The sequence below is a fragment of the Carnobacterium maltaromaticum DSM 20342 genome (assembly GCF_000744945.1).
In the GTDB taxonomy this organism is placed as follows: Bacteria; Bacillota; Bacilli; order Lactobacillales; family Carnobacteriaceae; genus Carnobacterium; species Carnobacterium maltaromaticum.
This window is the reverse complement of sequence record NZ_JQMX01000001.1, coordinates 561,102-581,665: the sequence shown is the minus strand read 5'-3', so window position 1 is coordinate 581,665 and position 20,564 is coordinate 561,102. Positions and strand designations below refer to the sequence as shown.

Below are 20,564 nucleotides of genomic sequence, written 5' to 3'. Positions count from 1 at the left end.
TTTATAAAGCAAGTGTATCAAATGAACGTGATTCTAACACTTTTAAGATAGCACTAGTCGTATCTAGTGAAGTAAATAACGGGACTCCTTGTTCAACAGCTTCGCGACGGATTTGGAAGCCATCACTTTGTACTTCTTTATCTCGTCCCATCGTATTCACTACAACTTGAACTTTACCTTCACGAATAACATCTAGCACAGTCAGTTCTTCATCCTCAGTAATCTTATTAATTTCTTTAACAAGAATACCTTCCTGCTTCAAGTACTTAGCTGTTCCACTCGTCGCAACTAATTGGTACCCAATAGCCAAGAAGCGTTTAGCAAGTTCGCCAGACTCAACTTTATCTTCATCTGCAATCGTAAATAATGCTGTACCATGATCGGCTAAATGCATATTGCTTCCTTCAAAAGCTTTGTATAAAGCTTTTTCTAGAGTTGAATCAGTTCCCATAACTTCGCCAGTTGATTTCATCTCTGGTCCTAAATTAGTATCAACACTCAACAATTTAGCAAAAGAAAAGACCGGCGCTTTAACATGAACTTTTGTTGACTCTGGATATAATCCATCTTTGTACCCTTGTTCTTTTAAAGACTTCCCTAAGATGACATTTGTTGCTACTTGAGCCATTGGAATACCCGTTACTTTACTTAAGAACGGCGCCGTACGGCTAGCTCGTGGATTGACTTCAATCACATAAACTTGCTCTTCGAAAATAACGAACTGGACGTTCATCATACCGATACAATTTAACCCAAGCGCTAAGCGTTTTGTGTAATCTGCAATTGTATCTTGGATTTTTTGAGATAAATTTTGCGGTGGATAAACGGCCATAGAGTCACCAGAATGCACTCCAGCTCGTTCAATATGCTCCATAATCCCTGGAATTAAGACATCTGTTCCGTCACTGATTGCATCAACTTCACATTCTTTGCCTAACAAGTAACGATCAACTAGGACCGGATGTTCTGGTGAAGCTTTAACAGCATTGCGCATGTAATTTTCTAAATCTTTTTGATTCTCGACAATTTCCATTGCTCGACCGCCTAAAACATAACTAGGTCTAACTAAAACTGGATAACCAATGCGATTGGCTATTGTTACTGCTTCAGCTTCACTTCTAGCTGTGTCTCCTAAAGGCTGCGGAATATCAATTGATTTCAATGCTTGCTCAAATAAATCACGATTTTCTGCACGATCCAAATCTTCGACGGTTGTTCCCAAAATCGGAACACCTAATTTAGTTAACGGTTCGGCTAAATTGATTGCAGTTTGTCCTCCAAACTGAACAATTACGCCTTTTGGCTGTTCTAAATCAATCACATGCATGACATCTTCTAATGTTAAAGGTTCAAAGTAAAGTTTATCAGAAATCGAAAAGTCAGTTGAGACTGTTTCTGGATTGCTATTCATAATAATCGCTTCATACCCACATTTTTGTATGGCTTTAACAGAATGAACCGTTGCGTAATCAAATTCGACTCCTTGGCCAATTCTAATTGGACCTGAACCTAAGACTAATACGGATTCTTTTTTACTGACAATACTCTCGTTTTCTTGCTCATACGTACTATAAAAATAAGGTGTTTTTGATTCGAATTCACCAGCGCAAGTATCCACCATCTTGTAGACTGGAACCAATCCATTTTCTTTTCTAATTTCGCGAATGCGTAAGGCATCTGTTTCCCAAAACTTAGCAACTGCAACATCTGAAAAACCATTTTTCTTGGCATTTTCTAAGCTAGTAAGGTCATAAGGATGATCTTTTAAATCTTGTTCAATTTCAACAATATGCAAAAGCTTATCTAAGAAAAATAAATCAATTTTAGTCAGTTCAGCCAAATCTTGAATACTATACCCTCGTCTGATACCTTCAATTAAATAAAATAAACGGTCATCCTGAGCATTAATAATTTTCCCAACAAGATCTTCATCACTTACTGCATTAGCTTCTGGTGTTTCAATGTGAATTGTCCCGATTTCTAAAGAGCGGACGGCTTTTAAAAGTGCCTCTTCAATATTTCGACCAATTGACATGACTTCTCCAGTCGCTTTCATTTGCGTCCCTAATTTGCGTTCCCCATGTTCAAATTTATCAAAAGGCCAGCGTGGAATTTTAGCAACTACATAATCCAGTGCCGGTTCAAATTGCGCATAAGTTGTTCCAGTTACCGGATTTTTCATTTCATCTAAAGTCAATCCAACTGCAATCTTGGCTGCTAATTTAGCAATTGGATAACCCGTTGCTTTACTGGCTAACGCTGAAGAGCGACTAACACGAGGATTTACTTCAATAATATAATAATTAAAGCTATTTGGATCAAGAGCTAGTTGAACGTTACAGCCCCCTTCAATTCCTAACGCGCGAATAATTTTCAACGAAGAATCACGTAAAAGTTGATACTCATAATCAGAGAGTGTTTGACTTGGTGCAACAACAATCGAGTCACCTGTATGAATCCCAACCGGATCAATATTTTCCATATTACAAACAACCATGGCATTATCAGCACTGTCTCGCATAACTTCATACTCGATTTCTTTGTAGCCGGCGATACTCATTTCTACTAAACATTGTGTCGCTGGTGAAAGTTTTAAGCCATTCGTGACAATTTCTTTTAATTCTTTTAAGTTGTTACAAATTCCGCCACCAGTCCCACCTAAAGTAAAGGCAGGTCGAACAATTAATGGAAAACCAATTTTTTCAGAAAAGGCAACTGCTTCTTCAACAGTATGAACAATATCTGATTCTGGAACAGGCTCATTTAAATCATGCATCAACTGTCTAAATAAATCACGATCTTCTGCTTGGTCAATAGCACTTAATTTAGTTCCAAGTAATTCGATTTCAAGTTCGTCTAAAATGCCAGAAGCTGCTAATTCCATTGCCATATTTAAACCAGTTTGCCCACCTAAAGTTGGCACAATTGCATCGGGTAATTCTTTTCTTAAAATTCTTGAAACAAACTCTAGTGTAATTGGTTCGATATAAACTTTATCCGCAATCTCTTTATCTGTCATAATTGTTGCTGGATTTGAGTTGACTAAGACAACCTCGTACCCTTCTTCTCGCAATGCTAAGCATGCTTGCGTCCCTGCATAATCAAATTCCGCGGCCTGTCCAATAATAATAGGACCAGAACCAATCACCATAATCTTTTTTATATCTGTTCTTTTAGGCATTGGCTTTGCGCTCCTTTCCAGCATCCATTAATTCCATAAATTGATCAAATAAATGTCCTGCATCGTGTGGACCAGGAGCTGCATCTGGATGAAATTGAACACTGAAAACTGGATGATGACGATGTTTAATTCCTTCAACTGTTCCATCATTTAGTTCAATATGAGTGACAATTAATTCATTCTTATCAATACTTTTTTCATCTACTGCATAACCATGATTTTGTGACGTGAAATCAATCCGTCCTGTTGCAATTTCTCTTACAGGGTGATTAAAACCTCGATGTCCAAATTTAAGTTTGAAAGTATCAGCTCCATTTGCCAAAGAAATCAATTGATGTCCCAAACAAATGCCGAAAATAGGTAGTTTCCCTTGGATTCCACGAATCATTTCCAAAGCCTCTGGTACATCCTTTGGATCACCAGGCCCGTTGGTCAACATAACACCATCTGGATCTAACTCTAAAATCGTTTGAGCTGTTGTGTTATAAGGTAAAATAGTTAAATTACAATTTCGATTACTTAATTCTCTTAAAATACTGTGTTTTAAACCAAAATCAATGACAACAACATTTCTGCCGCTCCCAGGACTTGGATACGGTCTAGAAGTAGACACTTGAGCAACTTGGTTTGTTGGTAAAACAGTCGCTCTTAATTGATCGAAAGCATGTTCCAGATTTTCATTTGCACCTGTAATCATCCCTTTAATTGTTCCTTTTTCGCGCAATAGTTTAGTTAATTGCCTTGTATCAATACCAGAAATTCCTGGAATATTCTTACGCTTTAAAAACTCATCCAAAGTAATTTGGCTTCGCCAGTTTGAAGCCACTCTTGCATGTTCTTTTACAATAACACCTTTACACGTTGGCTCAATTGACTCAAAATCATCACGGTTGATGCCATAATTTCCAACTAATGGGTAAGTGAAAACAATCATCTGACCATTATAGGATTGATCTGTTATGGTTTCTTGGTAACCAGTCATTCCAGTGGTAAAAACAACTTCTCCAGTTACTTCAATTGGAGCGCCGAAACCTTTACCTTTAAATATTGTCCCATCTTCTAATAGTAATAAACGATCCATCCTATCAAGCCTCCTATGAATAAACTACTTTTCCATCAACTAGCGTCATAACTGTATTTCCAACTACCTTCCAACCAATAAATGGCGTATTACTTGATAGTGATTTAAAATCTTTTGCATCTATTTCTTCTTCTTCAGTTAAATTGAATAATGCCAGATCTGCTGGTGCGCCTACTTCTAAACTACCTGCATTTAAATTGAAAACTTCAGCCGGTTTTGTACTCATCCAATCAATTAGTTGTAGCAAAGTGAACTTCCCAGTTTTTACAAAGTGGGTATACAACAGTTGAAAGGCCGTTTCACTTCCAACAATGCCAAATGGTGCGCCAACCATGCTTCCTGATTTTTCTTCTGCGCTGTGGGGAGCGTGGTCTGTTGCAATAAAATCAATTGTGCCGTCTAATAGTCCTTCAATCAATGCTTCGCGATCATCAGTCCCTCTTAATGGGGGATTCATTTTATAAATGGCTGTATCACTTGGAATATCTTCTTCGGAAAGCAACAAATGATGAGGTGTTACTTCAGCAGTGACATGAATACCAGCTTTTTTCGCATCGCGGATAACTCGCACACTTTCTTTTGTTGAGACATGGCACACATGGTAATGAGCACCAGTTGCTTCACTTAACAAAACATCTCGCGCAATTTGAGAGGCTTCAGTAATGCTTAAAATACCTGGTAAGTTTAACTTTTCTGATATTTTACCTTTATGCATCACTCCCCCAAAAAGTAAGGAGTCATCTTCTGTATGAGCAACAATGGCTGTATTATTTTTAGCTGCCTCTACCATGGCTAAATACATCGTTCCAGCTGTTTGAACACCCACACCATCGTTTGTAAATGCAAATGCACCTGCAGCTAGTAAGCCTGGTTGATTAACTAGTTCATCACTTTTTAAGCCTGTTGTAATAGGTGCATAATGTAAAACTTTAACAACAGCATCTTTTTTAATTAGTGCTTGTAATTCCTCAAATTTTTCAACAGTATCAGGAACAGGATTTGTATTAGGCATCGCACAAATTGTAGTAAATCCACCTCGTGCGGCAGCTTCACTACCTGTTTGAATCGTTTCTTTATATGTGAAACCAGGCTCTCTTAAATGTACATGAACATCAACTAAACCGGGGGTAATCAAAGCATCTTGACCATCAATTGTTTTTTCAGCTTGGATTCCAATCAAACTTAAATCCGTCCCAATTGCTTCAATTTTATCATCCTTAATCATTAATTCAATTGCCTCTAACTCATTACGATGGTTCACCATTTTTACATTTTTAATCCAAGTATACATTTAGTTGCCTCCAAGTTTTTATTTTTAAATTTTATTGAATTAGACCAGCTTTTCTCACACCTTAGAAAAATCAGCAAAAATAGTTTCAGTAGATAGCTACTATCCCTATTTTTACTGACCTAGTTTTTCTATTCTAAAACAGCTTCCAAGATAGCCATACGTGTATAAACACCGTTGGACATTTGTTGAACAATTCTAGAGCGTGGGCACTCAACTAATGACCCTTCTAGTTCAACATCTCGATTTACTGGAGCAGGATGCATAATGATTGCATCTGGTTTCATTTTACTTTCTCGCTCTTCAGTTAATCCATAGGTAGCTAAATATTTTTCTTTTGAGAAATTTCCGTAATATTCATGACGTTCATGCTGAACTCGTAGCATCATCATAACATCAACTTCTTCAACTAACTCGTCTAATGGCAAATACGTACCAAATTCATTGTAACTTGCATCAAACCACTCTTCTGGTCCAGAAAAGAAAACTTCTGCTCCTAATCGATTTAATAATTGCATATTTGAATTGGCCACTCTAGAATGAGTTAAATCACCCACAATTGCGACTTTCAATCCTTCAAATTTGCCAAATTCTTCATAAATTGTCATTAAATCTAATAGAGATTGGCTAGGATGTTGGCCGCTACCATCTCCACCGTTTACAACAGCTAGTTTAATCCCAGTACTTGCAATTAACTCTTCATAATAAGCTTCATCACCATGACGGATGACAGCTACATCAACACCTAAAGCAGACATCGTTAAGACCGTGTCGTAAAGTGTCTCACCTTTTTTCACACTACTAGTAGCAACTTCAAAATCAATAATATCCAAACCTAATTTTTTCTCAGCCATTTCAAAACTTTTATGGGTTCTTGTGCTATTCTCAAAAAATAAATTCACTGCATATTTTGGATACTTAGGATGATAACTTGCTCCATTTTTGAATTCTTGCGCACGTTTGATTAAAGTCATGACTTCTTCATTGCTTAGTGCTTCAACTGAAACTAGATGGTCTAATTGTAATTTTTGAATCGTTGCTGTCATGGTAATTCCTCCTTAGTATGTTGAACTTACAGAATCAGGCTTGACTATATCCTTGAATCTTATTTTATTTATGCTTTTGCTTCGTGTTCAATTTCACTTTGTGCTTTTTTTGGTAGGATTAGATTTAAAACAATTCCTACAACTGTTGCTAAACTCATCCCTGATAGGGTTAACGATCCAAATTGGAAATATGCACCACCAATTCCAATCACTAAGATAACTGAAGCGATAATTAAGTTACGTTTTTCATCAAAATTTATTTTATTATCAATTAGAATTCTTAAACCGCTTGAAGCAATAACTCCGAATAACAGGAAGCTAATTCCCCCAATAACAGGACCTGGAATACTTAAGATGACTGCACTAACTTTTCCAACGAAACCGAACAAGATGGCTAATGTTGCAGCACCTCCGATGACAAAAACACTATGAACTTTTGTTAAAGCTAAGACGCCAATATTTTCACCATAACTAGTTGCAGGTGGTCCTCCTAATAAGGAAGCAACAACTGTAGCGGCTCCATCAGCGAAAAGAGTTCTTGATAGACCTGGTTTCTTAAAGAAATTACGCTCTGTAATTTTATTTAAGACCATCAGATGACCGATATGTTCACTCATTGTGACAAATGCAATTGGTGCCATTGTCGCCAAAGCTGCTAGTGAAAAGGCTGGTTTATAGGATAAAAACGGAATTTCAAATTTCGGAACCTGGAACCAAGCTGCTTCTTGAACACCTGATAAATCAACGATTCCAAAGGCTAATGAAAGAATATATCCTCCAACTATGCCAATTAAAATTGGAATTAAGCTTAAGAATCCTTTTAAATACATGTTGCAAACAATTGTAATGGCTAATGTTGCTAAAGCGATTAAAATATATGTCACATTGTAATTTTCTGGTGCGGCTGTTGCGTGTTCATACATTGCTTGTGTTGCTGCTGTTCCTGATAAACTAAGACCAATTACCATTACAACCGGACCAACAACAATTGGAGGTAGCACTTTATCTAACCAATCAGATCCAATTAATTTAATCACCAATGCTACAACCCAGTAAACTAGCCCTGCATACAAAGCACCTTGGAATGCCGCTGGATAGCCACCTTTTTCGATGACAAGAATCATCGGTGTAATAAAAGCAAAGCTACTTCCCAGATAAGCTGGTATTTTACCTTTTGTGATTGCTATATAAAGAAGTGTACCGATACCAGATGTCACTAAGGCGATACCAGGATTCAAACCAACTAAAATTGGAACTAAGACTGTTGCTCCAAACATGGTAAAAAGATGCTGCAGGCTTAACCCAAACCAATGGATAGTGCCCGGCTTCTCATGAATATCTAAAACAACATTTTCATTTCTAAACTTTTCTTGCGACATAAACAAATTACTCCCTACTCGTTTTCATTATATTTTTTTATAAAAAGCTCTGTGAGTTCGCTCATACGAACTAGCTTACAAAAAAAGAACCTAGTGTCTGAGTGAGACTGCTAGGTTCTTCTAATTTATGCATAGAGTTAAGCCTCTAAACATAGCATAGTGTGACCTTCTGTGCCTCTCTGGACTCAGTTAAAGTTTCACTTTATTTAATTTTTTGTATACTTACTTTATCAAGCCCATCTAATTCTTCAACTTCGACTTTAATTTGCTCATCTAATGAAGTTGGGATATTTTTCCCAACAAAATCAGCACGAATTGGCAATTCACGGTGACCGCGATCAACTAATACTGCTAGAGAAATCTTACGAGGTCTAGCAATATCCATCAGAGCGTCTAACGCAGCACGAATTGTTCTACCCGTATATAACACATCATCAACTAAAATAACTTGCTTTCCTTCAATTGAAACTGGGATATTTGACCCGTTGATTTCAGGCTCACGTCCATCGCTTGTATGAACATCATCACGGTATAAAGAAATATCTAACTCACCAACTGGGATATCAACACTTTCTAATTGTTTCAAACGATCAGCAATTCTTCGAGCAATATAAATGCCTCTGGTTTTAATTCCGACTAAAACTAAATCTTCAATCCCTTTGTTTCTCTCGATAATTTCATAAGTGATTCGAGTTAAAGCACGTTTCATCGCGGCAGCATCAACTACTTCGATTTCTTTTCTTTCCGTCATGTTTAAACTCCTCTCAAATTTGGTATTGGCTCATTTCCACAAAAAAACCTCTCACCTAGTTTAAGGTAAGAGGGCACAGTTAGTCTATCTTTTACAAAAGTCTTAGCCTATTCCAAGCTTAACTTTTGTGCATGCTCCTTCTTAGCCTCACAGGACTATTGTTAAAGGAAATATTTAATTTTTTTACTGAATTAAATATACCTAATTAAGGGTTTAATGTCAATCATTATTTCTTAATTCAGTTAAAGTTTCTTCGAAAATTTCTGGAATTGGTGCTTCAAAAGTCAGAAATTCACCAGTCGTTGGGTGTTTGAAGCCCAATACTTTAGCGTGTAAAAATTGACCATGACCTTTAATCGTTTTTTTAGGACCATAAGTTGGGTCGCCCACAATTGGAAATCCAATATAACGCATATGAACACGAATTTGATGGGTTCTGCCAGTCTCTAGTTGTAATGAAACAACTGTGTAATCTTTCAATCCCTCAATTACTTTAAAATGAGTGACCGCTGGACGACCATCATCAATAATTGCTTGTTTTTTACGATCTTCCTTAGCACGTCCAATCGGTGCATCAATTGTTCCTTTTTCATGAGGAATTTCACCATGAACAAGCGCAACATATTCACGTAAAGATGTTTTATCTTTTAATTGAGCTGCTAACTTTTCATGTGCTTGGTCATTTTTAGCAACCATTAATAATCCAGAGGTGTCCTTATCAATACGGTGTACAATTCCTGGACGAACAACGCCATTAATACCAGATAAATCTTTAATATGATACATTAATGCATTGACCAGTGTTCCAGTCATATGACCTACAGACGGATGCACAACCATTCCTTGAGGTTTGTTAACAACTAATACATCTTGATCCTCATAGACAATCTCAAGGGGAATGTTTTCTGCCACAATTTCTAAAGGAACGGCTTCTGGTTCAATAATTGATATCTTATCACCTTGTTGAACTTTGTAATTCGCTTTTGACGGTTCATTATTTACTAAAGCATCGCCTTCTTTAATCCATTGCTGAAGTTGTGAACGGCTTTTATCAGGTAAAAGTTCAGTTAAAACCTTATCTAAACGTCCTTTTTCTTCATTTACTGTAAAATTATGTTCATCAGTGGTTCTCATTTTTTCAAATCCTTCTTCTGTTAAGACAGCTTTTTATTTTTTTCATCTAACAATACATAGAGAATAATTATGGCAACTCCAATACTTAAGGACATATCCGCAACATTAAAAATCGGGAAATTCATAAAATCTAAACGAATCATATCTACAACATACCCTAAACGTAAGCGATCAATAAAGTTACCCAAAGCACCTGCTAATATTAATGACAAGCCCAAAGAAAATAACCAATTGCCTTTTGCGTATTTTTGCATAATATAGATAACAGCAATTACTACTGCAAAGGTTATAATGTAGAAAAACCACATCTGACCCTCTAAAATACTCCATGCAGCACCCGTATTACGAATATACATCCATGATAAAATTCCAGGAATTACTTCTTTAACTTCATATAAATCAATATTGTTCACGACTACATACTTTGTAATTTGATCTATAACTAGAATTACAGCCGCAAGTGCATAATAAACAATCATTATATACCTCCTTGAATAAAAAGTTTGTGGAGCCGGTCAGCTCTGGCAAGAAAATAGGGAAATTTGATATGGCGTTTTTTGCCATCTCGAAATTTCATCTTTTTCTAGAAGAGTTGGCTCATAAAAACTAGCCTAATAAAAAGTTTGTGGAGCCGATTAGCTCTGGCAAGAAAATAGGGAAATTTGATATGGCGTTTTTTGCCATCTCAAAATTTCATCTTTTTCTAGAAGAGTTGGCTCAAAAGAACTAGCCTTGATAAAAATCTTCTACCTCTTATTCTACAATAATAGTGGACGTAAGGATAGCTTTTTATTCCTAGATTTAGAATTTAGTAGAATAAACAGGTTAATTTTATTAATGATAACAAATTCTTAGCCTATTTATTTTTCTAAAATGAAAAAACCATCTACCCTCAGATGGTTTATTACATTTAAAAGACTAAAACTGGGGTTCCTACAGGAGCAATAGCAAATAGTTTTTCCATAACTCCAGGTGGTGTATTAATACAACCATGAGATCCTACTGTTAAGTATAAGTTTCCCCCGTACGCTGATTGCCAATTTGAGTCATGAATTCCTACTCCATCCCAATCAATCGGCATCCAATATTTGACTGGTGTTTCGTAATCGACACCGCGCAAGATAGCATTTGGTTCACGATTCCAAATATAGAAAGCACCTGGTGGAGTGGGAGTAGTTGGCTTACCTGTTACAACGTCTGTCTCTAGAGCCACTACACCATCTTTGTAAAACCACATATGTTGATTTGTTAAATCAACCTCTACATAAGTTTTCCCAATATCAACTCCATACCCACTACCTTCATGTTTCGGCTCTCTATCTTGTAAATTCGTTTTTGTTCGTATATCAGCAACTAATGAATTGACCTCATCATTAACTAAAAACGTCCATCCATAAATTCCTGGCGGCACATCAACTATGCCCTTTTTTGTACTAACAAACTTACGAGATTTAGTTTTAGTGCTATATTTAGTTGCCAATTCTGTCAAATAACTTGTAACTTTATCTTCATCAATCACAATATTATTTTCAGCATCTAAACTAATCCACTGAAATAAACGTTCTGCCGAAATAGTTTCTTTTTGGTCAACAATTAAATAAGATATGTCTAATTTACTAAGGCTATTTGCTTCATTTGTTATTTTGATTAGCTCAGGATTATCTTTATAAATAGTTGGTTTTTGATAATAATCATCTAAACTAATCCGAGTTTCTTCTGATTCGATTGTCATAATCAACGAAGCTTTCACTTTATCTAAATCAAATGTATTCCCCATAACTTCTGGCTTTAAGTTAAAATTACTTTCGGTTTTCTCTATTTTGGCATTCTCTGGCTTGATACGATTAGCACTCACTAATGGCAATCCTGCGAAAAATCCAGCAAAAGTTTCTTTATTGTAAGTGATTTTTTCGAGTTTTTCTTTTTGAACTTTATTTTTCAAGATTCGAATTGGCCAACTCCACTGATCTTGTTGATCTTTTATCAGCGTTAAACTTTCAGTAAAATCATCTGTGATTCCTACGTCAGACCCAGTGAATTTAAATAATTCCATTCCACCTTCCGTGGCAACAAAAGTTTTTCCCCGATATGATTTCTGTAGCTCTTTGTTTACTTGAAAAACAGTTTTATTAGAAATATCCATATCGTTTATCATTGTTTTTGGTAAAAATTTGGTTTGATACGTTAATGCTTTTCCTGTATATATTCCTATAACTATTAATAAAGCTATACTACTAAATATAATTGCTATTTTTTTAAAAGACATCATCTAATCCTTTCTAAACCTTTAAATATAACTATAGTTACAATTATACCGTACCTTCTACTTTTTTTCAATTTCTTATTCTAGATTTAGATGCTTAATCAAACATAACTAAAAAAGCTCCAGAAAATTCCAAATTTCTGAAGCTTTTTAGTAAACTATTTATTTTTGACTACCATAGACTTTCATTGCAGCTAACGTTGCTTCACCTTTAATAATTTCTCCACCATGGTAAAGAATTGCTGCTTCCAATGCGCCAAGCGTATGAAGTACATTTTCTTTTCGACTACTATAGCCCATATTTCCAATCCGCCAAATTTTTCCTTTTAACGAACCAAATGAGCTTGCAATTTCTACACCAAACTCGTTTAAAAGAGTGCTTCGAACAGCTTCTCCATCCACACCATTCGGGATTTCAACACATGTAACAGTCACCATTTTAGATTTAGGGTTTCCAAATAAATTAAGACCCATGGCCTTGATTCCAGCCATCATAGCCTTCTCATTTAAAGAATGACGTGCATAACGCACCTCTAAAGTTTCTTCTTCAACAATACGTAACCCTTCATGGATCCCATAAATCATTGAAGTCATTTCAGTATGATGATTAATATGTTCTGGTCCCCAATAACGTTGGATTTGGCTTAAATCTAGGTAGTTACTTTTAATAAAGTCAGAGTTGCGATGTTCGTCTGACAGGCCTAATTCCATTTGATAACGTGAAGTTAAAATATCTTCTACTTTTTTATTGTAGGTAATTGGTGACATACCGGAAGGAACACTTAAACATTTTTGAGTTCCACCAACAGCTATATCAATCCCCCATTCATCAACTTTAACAGGTGCACCGCAAAAAGTAGCTACTGCATCCACTAAAAATAAATGACCATTTTCTTGGCAATATTGACCAATTTCTTTAAGTTCTTGAATTTGTCCGGTTGATGTTTCACCATGAACTAAAGCAACTACTTTTGGGTTAAATTCTTTAATTGCTGCAATAACTTCCTCTGGCGAGAATGTTTCGCCCCAAGTTTTTTCAATTAATTTAACTTCACCACCCGCTCGCTCTGCTAATTCCACAAATAAATAACCAAAGCGTCCATATGCAGGGACTAAAACACGATCACCTTTTTCAACTAAACCTAGCATAGCCGCTTCCAAACCTGAACGAGATGTACCATCTACAACAAAAGCCTGTGCATTTGTTGTTTCAAAAGGTGTTTTTAACAGGGTGGATACTTCCCCCATTACTCTAAAAAATTCTGGATCGTACTGCCCAATAATCGGTGTAGATAGCGCTTTTAAAACACGAGGCTCAACTTCTACTGGACCTGGTGTCATAATTGTACGCGTTGGCACTGAAAGTTGTTTAATCATATTTTTTTCCTCCAATTAAATAATTTCTAGCTAAATAGATTGATTGTATTCATTAAATTTGTTTTTTTGTATAAACTAAACGTAATTCCATAAAATTTAATGCCTATTTAGCAATTAAATGACATGTTCTCACTACTATTTTAATCGAAATCAACTTGTGAATCTTTGTTCAATACAAACAATAAAACAAACTATATTCGTTCAAACTAACTAAATTCAGATTGCTTTAACTTAAAAAAAACGGTAAGATAGGAGAATAATACCAAAGAGATAGGAGAATTTTTCATGACAACAATTGGCGAATTATTACAAATTCCACGTTTTTCAAATATTCAAGTTCTAAACAGCCATGCAGATTTAACTAAAATAGTGGATACAATTGAAATTTCTGAAACTCCTGATGTGGCCGCATATTTACCTAAAAATGTTTTTTTACTGACAACAGCTATGGTTTTCAAAGATGACCCTAAAGGATTATGTGATATGCTTCGGTCATTAAATGCACTACCCGCAGCAGGAATCGGCATAAAGTTAGGACGTTTCATTAACGAGCTAGATCCAATGGTTTTAGCTGTTGCTGATGAATTAGGCTTTCCTGTACTTCAAATTCCCTCAACCGTTACTTTGGGTACCACTTCCCATCAATTATTATCCTATTTATGGGACACAGAAACTGAAAAATTAAATTTCGCACTAGATATTCAACAAAAATTTTCAAATATGATGATTAAAGGAGCAACTTTAACCTCTTTAACCAGACATCTTGGAAGTATTTTAAAAAGACCTGTATTACTTATTAATCCTTTTCTTGAAGTCGTTGCAGAATCTCGTCATCTTCAAAATGATCCTAAATTTTCAAATACCACCATTGAAAAAATAAAGCCTAAATTGAGAGAAGCCCAATCTTCAGGCAAAGAGTATTCTTTCCTTTTAGAAGACGAGGAAGAAAACCCACTATTAGTTTCTGTTTTTCCAATTATGAGCAGTGCCTATTTCCCATATTTACTAGTTATTTTTAAAGCCGATCAAATTCCCTATCCTTTTTCACAGTTTGCTATTGAACAAGCAAATACTGTCTTATCCTATACTTTATATAAAAACTTGAAATTAACAGAAAATCTTTTAAATCAAAAGAAAGATTTTTTCTATCAATTAAGTGAAAAAAAACTACCTGCAGAAGCAAAATTAATCAATTGGTTAGATTATGGTAAAGATTACGGAATAATTAAATCCTCGTATTATCGTGTTATTATAATTAATTTTGAAGAAACCTTACTTGATCAAACGAATCAGCAACTTTCTGATGATCGTTCTTATTTAAGTTATGAATGGCTAGAAAAACAAATAAACCTGCATTTTAAAAAGGCACTTTTATTTCCTATCAAACATACCCATTATTACGCATTGCTTTTGCAAAAATCAACTAATTTGCTTGCTGATAAGTTAGTAGCGATTCATAATGGATTGATAGATCAACTCCCAATCTCCTTAAATTTTTCAATTGGGAATGAAGTAACGGACCCTGCAAGTATTCATTTTTCTTTTAGAGAAGCTATGGATGCCCTTGATATTAGCTTAAAAGAAGATGTTCAACCAGTTGTTACTTTCTTTCAATCAAAAGGTTTAAACAAGTTAATCGATTATGTACCAAAAGAAGATATTGAGCACTTTTGTTTGGTAAATTTAAAAAGTCTGGCTTTTCCTCGCAGTGAAATGAATCGTGAATTGAGGCGCACACTAAAAGTTTATCTTGAATCACAATGTGAAATCACTATCACAGCAAAAAAATTGTTTATCCATCGTAATACAGTGAAATATCGAATCGCAAAATGCGAAGAATTATTTGAATCTCCGATTAATGATCCAAAACTATCATTAAACCTACGATTAGCATTAGTACTATCTGATACAGAGGACCAAATTTAACTAAAACCCACTTACTTTTTATGTAAAAAAGTAAGTGGGTTTAATGCTATCAATTAAGCGGGTAATACACGTGTCCCAGCTTCGCCACGAAGAGCAGCAACAGCTTCATCTAAGGAACAGATAATGGATTCTTTCCCTTGTGCTGCAAAAGCAATCGCAGCTTCCATTTTAGGTCCCATACTGCCATCAGCAAAATGACCTTCTGCCATATATTTATTAGCATCTGCTAACGAAATTCCTTCTAACTTCAACTGATCTGGTTGACCATAATTTAAATATACATTTGGAACATCTGTTAAAATCATAAAAACATCTGCATCTACTTGCTCTGATAAACGTAAAGCTGAGCGATCTTTATCAATAACAGCTTCCACGCCTTTCAAAAAGCCTTTTTCATCTGCTACAACAGGAATACCTCCGCCACCTGTTGAGATTACAACAGTATCCATTTCAATTAACGCTTTAATTGCAGATACTCCATGAATTTTAACTGGTTGTGGCGATGGAACAACACGGCGATAACCACGTCCAGCATCCTCTGCCATTACCCAACCTTTTGATTTTTCTAATTCATTAGCTTCTTCTTCAGTAAAGAAAACCCCAATTGGTTTTGTCGGTTCAAGAAAAGCAGGATCTTTAGCATCTACTTCAGTTTCCGTTAATAAAGTGACAACTTCTCCTTTTACATCTGCTAATTTCAAAGCGTTTTTCAAAGTTTGTTCCATCATGTAGCCAATGAAGCCTTGTGATTCAGCACTACAAACATCAATAGGTAGAGGCGGAACAAAAGCTTTAGCTTCTTCATTTTGACGTAAAATATTTCCTACTTGCGGACCATTGCCATGAGTAACAACTACTTTATGACCGGCTTTTTTTACTTCTGCTATTAAATCTGTGCTAGTTTTAACGTTTGCTAATTGATTTTCAAATGTTGCCTCTTGGTTTGGACGTAAAATAGCATTTCCTCCAAGCGCAATGACTACGCGTTTTCCCATAGTTAACTTGCCCCTTTTTTTATGTCTTTTGTTCCAATTAATAATCCCACCAAAATCCCTGTTAAGGTATCTATTCCAGATGTATGGCCATTTTGAATTATTTTTGTAAGAATATCTGGTAAAGCAGTCTTATTTTTTGTGCCAGCTAAAACATCGATTAGTTGGTTGATTGATGTGCTAAACCGCCCTTTTAAAGCAGCTTGCAAATATGCCTCACTAATATCTGTTGTTAATTTTTCTGATGAAACGAATGTCTCTAATATAATTTCAAATTGATTATCTATTATAGAAAAACCTTTTTCAAGGCTTAACAAACCAACTAAAAAATCATCACCTGATGGAGTTAATCCTTGTCCTCGACCAATAAAGTAGCGTAATCCATGTTGAATTTCAACTGGGTTTTCTGAAAATAAATAACCAATAGCTTGTTTGTTTTCGATCATCCAATTGTCCAATATGAATTCAGTCGTAGGCAAGTATTCACCCAATCCATTTCGCTTTTTTTCTTCCTTACTTGCCCATTTAAATAAAGAATCAACTGCGTCACTATTTAGCTGACCTTTTTTTTCTAGAGCCACAGAATAAGGAGTACTATTTTTTAAGGATAGGCTATATTCTAGATTTTCTTGATTAACAAATGTTAAATTATGATAATGAAATCGAGTGTTTTTATTTAGTTCTGCTTTAAAATGAACTAAATTTCGAAACGTCAAATGAAGACCAAATGGCAATTCACCATTTTTATCTGTTCCAATAAATAATAAATTCCCAGCCTCATCTACTAAATTCACACCATTTGTAAATTCACTATGAAGTTGCCAAATACTATCTGGTATTAACTCGTTGATTCGCTCAATGGGGTATTTCCAGACCTCAATCATTTGACAACCTCCTTTCGTGAATTAAACTATTAATCAAAGCAAAATAGCTTTTTACACACCTTATTAATCTGGTTTCAAAAGCTTGCTTCTCGTAAACTTCATCAACTACGCTCAATCGAAAGAAACCGATTGTTTGTACTTGTCTCCAGTTTAATCAAAGCAAAACAGCTTTTTACACACCTTATACTTAACTATCCATTCCTAATTTTTTTTGCATAAGCAACAATCGCTTTTTCAAAACATTCAATTGGTGGATGGACGGTTCCTGCTCCAATTTGTCCTGCTCCAGCTTTTTTATTCGCAATTCCTGTATTGATTACTGGAGTAATTCCAGTTTCAACGACTTTACGAGCATCAATTCCTAAACAAATCCCTTGGAAATCCCAAGTTGGAACTGTGAAATTAGGGTTTTGATCAATCACAATTTCTAACATTTCATTGCTGATCGCTAATGCATCTTGGAAACCACCTGTTCCGATAAAACGGGTAACTGCAGGTGCAGCTATCATAGCCATTCCTCCAACACCAAAGGTTTCAGTAATCGCACTGTCTCCCATATCCGGGCTAGCATCTTCTCCTGTAAATCCTGTAAAGTACAGTCCTTGAGGCGTATTTACAGGGCCTGTGAACCATTCGTCACCCATCCCACTAATACGGATACCAAAGTTTTCTCCATTGCGACACATTGCTGTGACAATCGTTCCTTCTTCAATCATTCGTGCTCCATCCATAACAGCTTTAGTTGCAGCCATCATAATATTTAAGAAGAATTGATCTGTATCAGCTAAAAATTTAATTACAGCTTGACGATTCGTATCATCCATATCTAAACCAACAATAATAGGTGCCATTTCTTTTAAGAATGCTAATGATGCAGCAATGTTACGTTGATGGAATTCATCTCCCATTGCAATTGCTTTAGCAATTAAAACATTTAAGTTCAAACCATTTTCAATTGTTTTTAAAGCTTGGCTTAGTGTTGGTCCTAAAACATCGCGCATCCAACGTAAACGATTTACAACTTCTTCTGAATAAGCCCCAAAACGTAAAACTGCTCCAATACCTTCATTCATAGTACAATAAGCAAAGTTACCATCTGTTTTATTTTCAACAATAAAAACAGGCATATTGCCAGAAGTAATTCCGCCCATTGGTCCGACTGCATCGAAATGATGACATGGCATAAATTCAACTTTGCCACTCTCTAATAAGGCACGAGCACTTTCTTCATCTGTTTCCCATTCTTCAAATAATACTGCTCCAATACATGAGCCTTTCATTGGATCAGGCATGTTTTCCCACTTGATAGGTGGACCTGCATGAAGTAAGACTTTTCCTTCTAGCACTGGAATAGCTTCTTTGGCAGGAACTACATCTAATAAAAAGGGTGAAGATGCAACTACTTTAGCTGCTACCGCTTTGTTTGCTTCATCAATTGTTTTGTATGTCATTGGTATGGCCTCCTAATAATTTTAAAATGCTCTATTTAGTTTGATAATTGTTCAAGAAATATAAGACTTTTTGCAATCTTACATCTCCGCCTGCAGCTGGACGCCAATCAAATTGGACAGCTTTCCCACCCGTTTCACGGATTGCTTCTGAAAAGCTTTTTAGACCAAGGTTAATTACATAAGGCTGAGTCGTTAATAGAGCTGACACTTTTTCAGATACTTCTGGAATTGCAACAGGTTCAGTTGCATCCGCTGCTTCCACTTTTTTCTCAGTGTCCGTTACTTGATAGCCTAAAATACCTAACCCTGTGCGAACAGCTTTATTATTACTTTCGCAAACAATTACGCCAGCTTCTTCTAAAATTTCTTTTTGACGCATCAAGTTTTGAGGGTCACTAGTTGTTCCAACAACTGTTCCTAGAACAACTAATTCGCGACCTGCTGCATGGGCTTTAGCTTTAACTTCTTGGATTGCTGGTGCTAATTCGCTTGCCATATCCATATGCGCGCCGTAACCTAAAACAACATCTAATAAGATAATCGCCGTTTCAGCATCATCTGCAGCATGCTTAATCATTTCAATACGTTTTTCTGGATCAATCATTGGATGAGGTTTTCCTTGAGTATACATATCATCCCCTAAATCAATGATTTCATTACCATCTGTTTTTAAAACAAAGCCATCTTGTTTAATTAAACCGTCTTTTAATTGAAGAGCATCAGCAATTAACATACCTGCTTCGCTCGCTAAAGTTCCCCCTGAATAGTAGCCTTTTAAATGCTTTTGATTTGGTTGTAAGATTACTTCTGGAATTGTAATTGATTCATCAAGCGCTGTTACTTCCTTACCATTTAAAACATCAACAGCCAATTTTGCAGCCTCTTCAAGCGTATAAGCAAAATATAGATTTTTTTCATGATGGGTTGGTTTTTCACCTAAGAAAATTGCAACAACTGGTTTTGAAACTTCTCTTAATAGAGCCACAACTTTGTCACGAACAACTTTTGCAGGTGGCTTAGAAATCACAACAATGACTTCTGTTTGAGGATCTTTTTCCAAAGCTGCAATACTATCCAACATTGTAATTCCACCAATTTTTTCAGATAAATCGCGACCGCCAGTTCCAATTGCATTCGTCACTCCTGCACCCAATTTATCAATAATTGTTGAAACTTCTTGAATTCCAGTGCCAGAAGCACCAACAATCCCTATTTTTCCAGGTCGAACAATATTTGTAAATGCCATAGGAACGCCATTTATAATTCCAGTTCCACAGTCAGGTCCCATGACTAACAAGCCTTTTTCATGTGCTTTTTGTTTCAAATGTAATTCATCTTCAATTGTCATGTTATCACTAAATATAAAGGCATTTAATCCTTCATCAAGGGCTTTTTCAGCTTCTAAAGCTGCGTATGTTCCAGGAATAGATAGTAAAGCTAAATTAGCATCTGCGCCCATTTTCATCGCTTTATCCCAAGTGCGAACCGTTTCATCTGCAACTTCATTGTCTGATGTAGCTTGAGAAGTTAAAAATTCGTCCACTTCAACTAAAACTCCATCAATAATAGAAGCATCTTCTGTATCTAAAACAATTGCTAAATCATTAGCTGACGCTTTTTCTAATTCTGGTGTGCGTAATCCACTACCGCCCATAATATCTTTATTAGCAGGTGTTCCCATCATAATAGAAACTCGATTTACACCGTCCATCGTACTAATTTTATTGGTTAAAAGCATTAAAACAACTGAGTCTTGGTAGGCATTTTCTTTAATAATTGTGTGCAACATTGAAATTCCTCACATTCTTTTT

15 protein-coding genes are annotated in these 20,564 nt (G+C 35.8%); 1 reads left to right on the top strand and 14 read right to left on the bottom strand.

Going from position 1 to position 20,564, the window contains the following annotated elements:
• Position 1 precedes the first annotated feature (1 nt).
• The 10 genes from carB to BR77_RS02650 all read right to left on the bottom strand — a co-directional run bounded on the left by carB (position 2) and on the right by BR77_RS02650 (position 13,500).
• A complete protein-coding gene (gene carB / locus BR77_RS02695) occupies positions 2 to 3,181 on the bottom strand; it encodes a carbamoyl-phosphate synthase large subunit (protein WP_010053785.1) in 3,180 nt (1,059 codons plus the stop codon).
• On the bottom strand, positions 3,174 to 4,262 hold the full coding sequence (locus BR77_RS02690; RefSeq protein ID WP_010053784.1) for a carbamoyl phosphate synthase small subunit: 1,089 nt from the start codon (positions 4,260 to 4,262) through the stop codon (positions 3,174 to 3,176). Before BR77_RS02690 ends, carB begins: the two co-directional genes overlap by 8 nt.
• Positions 4,263 to 4,275: 13 nt before the next feature.
• The gene (locus BR77_RS02685) at positions 4,276 to 5,553 is read right to left on the bottom strand and encodes a dihydroorotase (RefSeq protein ID WP_015076408.1); all 1,278 of its coding nucleotides are present in this window, start codon (positions 5,551 to 5,553) and stop codon (positions 4,276 to 4,278) included.
• 128 nt (positions 5,554 to 5,681) lie between these two features.
• Positions 5,682 to 6,596: an aspartate carbamoyltransferase catalytic subunit gene (locus BR77_RS02680; RefSeq protein WP_010053782.1), complete on the bottom strand. Its 915-nt coding sequence runs from the start codon at positions 6,594 to 6,596 to the stop codon at positions 5,682 to 5,684.
• 68 nt (positions 6,597 to 6,664) lie between these two features.
• Positions 6,665 to 7,975 (bottom strand): uracil permease, encoded by a 1,311-nt coding sequence (gene uraA / locus BR77_RS02675; protein WP_010053778.1) that lies wholly within the window; start codon positions 7,973 to 7,975, stop codon positions 6,665 to 6,667.
• 202 nt (positions 7,976 to 8,177) lie between these two features.
• On the bottom strand, positions 8,178 to 8,726 hold the full coding sequence (gene pyrR / locus BR77_RS02670; protein ID WP_010053777.1) for a bifunctional pyr operon transcriptional regulator/uracil phosphoribosyltransferase PyrR: 549 nt from the start codon (positions 8,724 to 8,726) through the stop codon (positions 8,178 to 8,180).
• 219 nt (positions 8,727 to 8,945) lie between these two features.
• On the bottom strand, positions 8,946 to 9,860 hold the full coding sequence (locus BR77_RS02665; protein WP_010053776.1) for an RluA family pseudouridine synthase: 915 nt from the start codon (positions 9,858 to 9,860) through the stop codon (positions 8,946 to 8,948).
• A gap of 20 nt (positions 9,861 to 9,880) precedes the next feature.
• Positions 9,881 to 10,342, bottom strand: coding sequence for a signal peptidase II (gene lspA / locus BR77_RS02660; RefSeq protein ID WP_278752076.1), 462 nt, complete (start codon positions 10,340 to 10,342; stop codon positions 9,881 to 9,883).
• A gap of 428 nt (positions 10,343 to 10,770) precedes the next feature.
• The gene (locus BR77_RS02655; RefSeq protein ID WP_231857789.1) at positions 10,771 to 12,129 is read right to left on the bottom strand and encodes a L,D-transpeptidase family protein; all 1,359 of its coding nucleotides are present in this window, start codon (positions 12,127 to 12,129) and stop codon (positions 10,771 to 10,773) included.
• A gap of 156 nt (positions 12,130 to 12,285) precedes the next feature.
• A complete protein-coding gene (locus BR77_RS02650; protein WP_015076411.1) occupies positions 12,286 to 13,500 on the bottom strand; it encodes a pyridoxal-phosphate-dependent aminotransferase family protein in 1,215 nt (404 codons plus the stop codon).
• A gap of 285 nt (positions 13,501 to 13,785) precedes the next feature.
• On the opposite strand from BR77_RS02650, the gene BR77_RS02645 reads away from it, so the two are divergent.
• Positions 13,786 to 15,426, top strand: a complete 1,641-nt coding sequence (locus BR77_RS02645; RefSeq protein ID WP_010053771.1) for a PucR family transcriptional regulator — start codon at positions 13,786 to 13,788, stop codon at positions 15,424 to 15,426.
• A 53-nt stretch (positions 15,427 to 15,479) separates the two neighbouring features.
• On the opposite strand, the gene arcC is transcribed toward BR77_RS02645, so the two are convergent.
• The 4 genes from arcC to fdrA form a co-directional block, all read right to left on the bottom strand.
• A complete protein-coding gene (gene arcC, locus BR77_RS02640) occupies positions 15,480 to 16,421 on the bottom strand; it encodes a carbamate kinase (protein ID WP_010053770.1) in 942 nt (313 codons plus the stop codon).
• A gap of 2 nt (positions 16,422 to 16,423) precedes the next feature.
• Positions 16,424 to 17,302: an oxamate carbamoyltransferase subunit AllH family protein gene (locus BR77_RS02635; protein WP_035063858.1), complete on the bottom strand. Its 879-nt coding sequence runs from the start codon at positions 17,300 to 17,302 to the stop codon at positions 16,424 to 16,426.
• A 191-nt stretch (positions 17,303 to 17,493) separates the two neighbouring features.
• Positions 17,494 to 18,753: a YlbE family protein gene (locus tag BR77_RS02630; RefSeq protein ID WP_035063856.1), complete on the bottom strand. Its 1,260-nt coding sequence runs from the start codon at positions 18,751 to 18,753 to the stop codon at positions 17,494 to 17,496.
• Positions 18,754 to 18,784: 31 nt separating this feature from the next.
• Complete coding sequence (gene fdrA, locus BR77_RS02625; protein WP_035063853.1) at positions 18,785 to 20,542, bottom strand: acyl-CoA synthetase FdrA; 1,758 nt, start codon at positions 20,540 to 20,542, stop codon at positions 18,785 to 18,787.
• Between the last annotated feature and the right edge of the window lie 22 nt (positions 20,543 to 20,564).

What these genes read in the sequence shown, in the direction of transcription:
- BR77_RS02645 (WP_010053771.1), top strand. Translation starts at nt 13,786, where the DNA reads ATGACAACAATTGGCGAATTATTACAAATTCCACGTTTTTCAAATATT.
- arcC (WP_010053770.1), bottom strand. Translation starts at nt 16,421, where the DNA reads ATGGGAAAACGCGTAGTCATTGCGCTTGGAGGAAATGCTATTTTACGT.
- BR77_RS02655 (WP_231857789.1), bottom strand. Translation starts at nt 12,129, where the DNA reads ATGATGTCTTTTAAAAAAATAGCAATTATATTTAGTAGTATAGCTTTA.
- uraA (WP_010053778.1), bottom strand. Translation starts at nt 7,975, where the DNA reads ATGTCGCAAGAAAAGTTTAGAAATGAAAATGTTGTTTTAGATATTCAT.
- fdrA (WP_035063853.1), bottom strand. Translation starts at nt 20,542, where the DNA reads ATGTTGCACACAATTATTAAAGAAAATGCCTACCAAGACTCAGTTGTT.
- BR77_RS02685 (WP_015076408.1), bottom strand. Translation starts at nt 5,553, where the DNA reads ATGTATACTTGGATTAAAAATGTAAAAATGGTGAACCATCGTAATGAG.
- BR77_RS02680 (WP_010053782.1), bottom strand. Translation starts at nt 6,596, where the DNA reads ATGACAGCAACGATTCAAAAATTACAATTAGACCATCTAGTTTCAGTT.
- BR77_RS02630 (WP_035063856.1), bottom strand. Translation starts at nt 18,753, where the DNA reads ATGACATACAAAACAATTGATGAAGCAAACAAAGCGGTAGCAGCTAAA.
- BR77_RS02690 (WP_010053784.1), bottom strand. Translation starts at nt 4,262, where the DNA reads ATGGATCGTTTATTACTATTAGAAGATGGGACAATATTTAAAGGTAAA.
- BR77_RS02665 (WP_010053776.1), bottom strand. Translation starts at nt 9,860, where the DNA reads ATGAGAACCACTGATGAACATAATTTTACAGTAAATGAAGAAAAAGGA.
- BR77_RS02635 (WP_035063858.1), bottom strand. Translation starts at nt 17,302, where the DNA reads ATGATTGAGGTCTGGAAATACCCCATTGAGCGAATCAACGAGTTAATA.
- pyrR (WP_010053777.1), bottom strand. Translation starts at nt 8,726, where the DNA reads ATGACGGAAAGAAAAGAAATCGAAGTAGTTGATGCTGCCGCGATGAAA.
- carB (WP_010053785.1), bottom strand. Translation starts at nt 3,181, where the DNA reads ATGCCTAAAAGAACAGATATAAAAAAGATTATGGTGATTGGTTCTGGT.
- BR77_RS02650 (WP_015076411.1), bottom strand. Translation starts at nt 13,500, where the DNA reads ATGATTAAACAACTTTCAGTGCCAACGCGTACAATTATGACACCAGGT.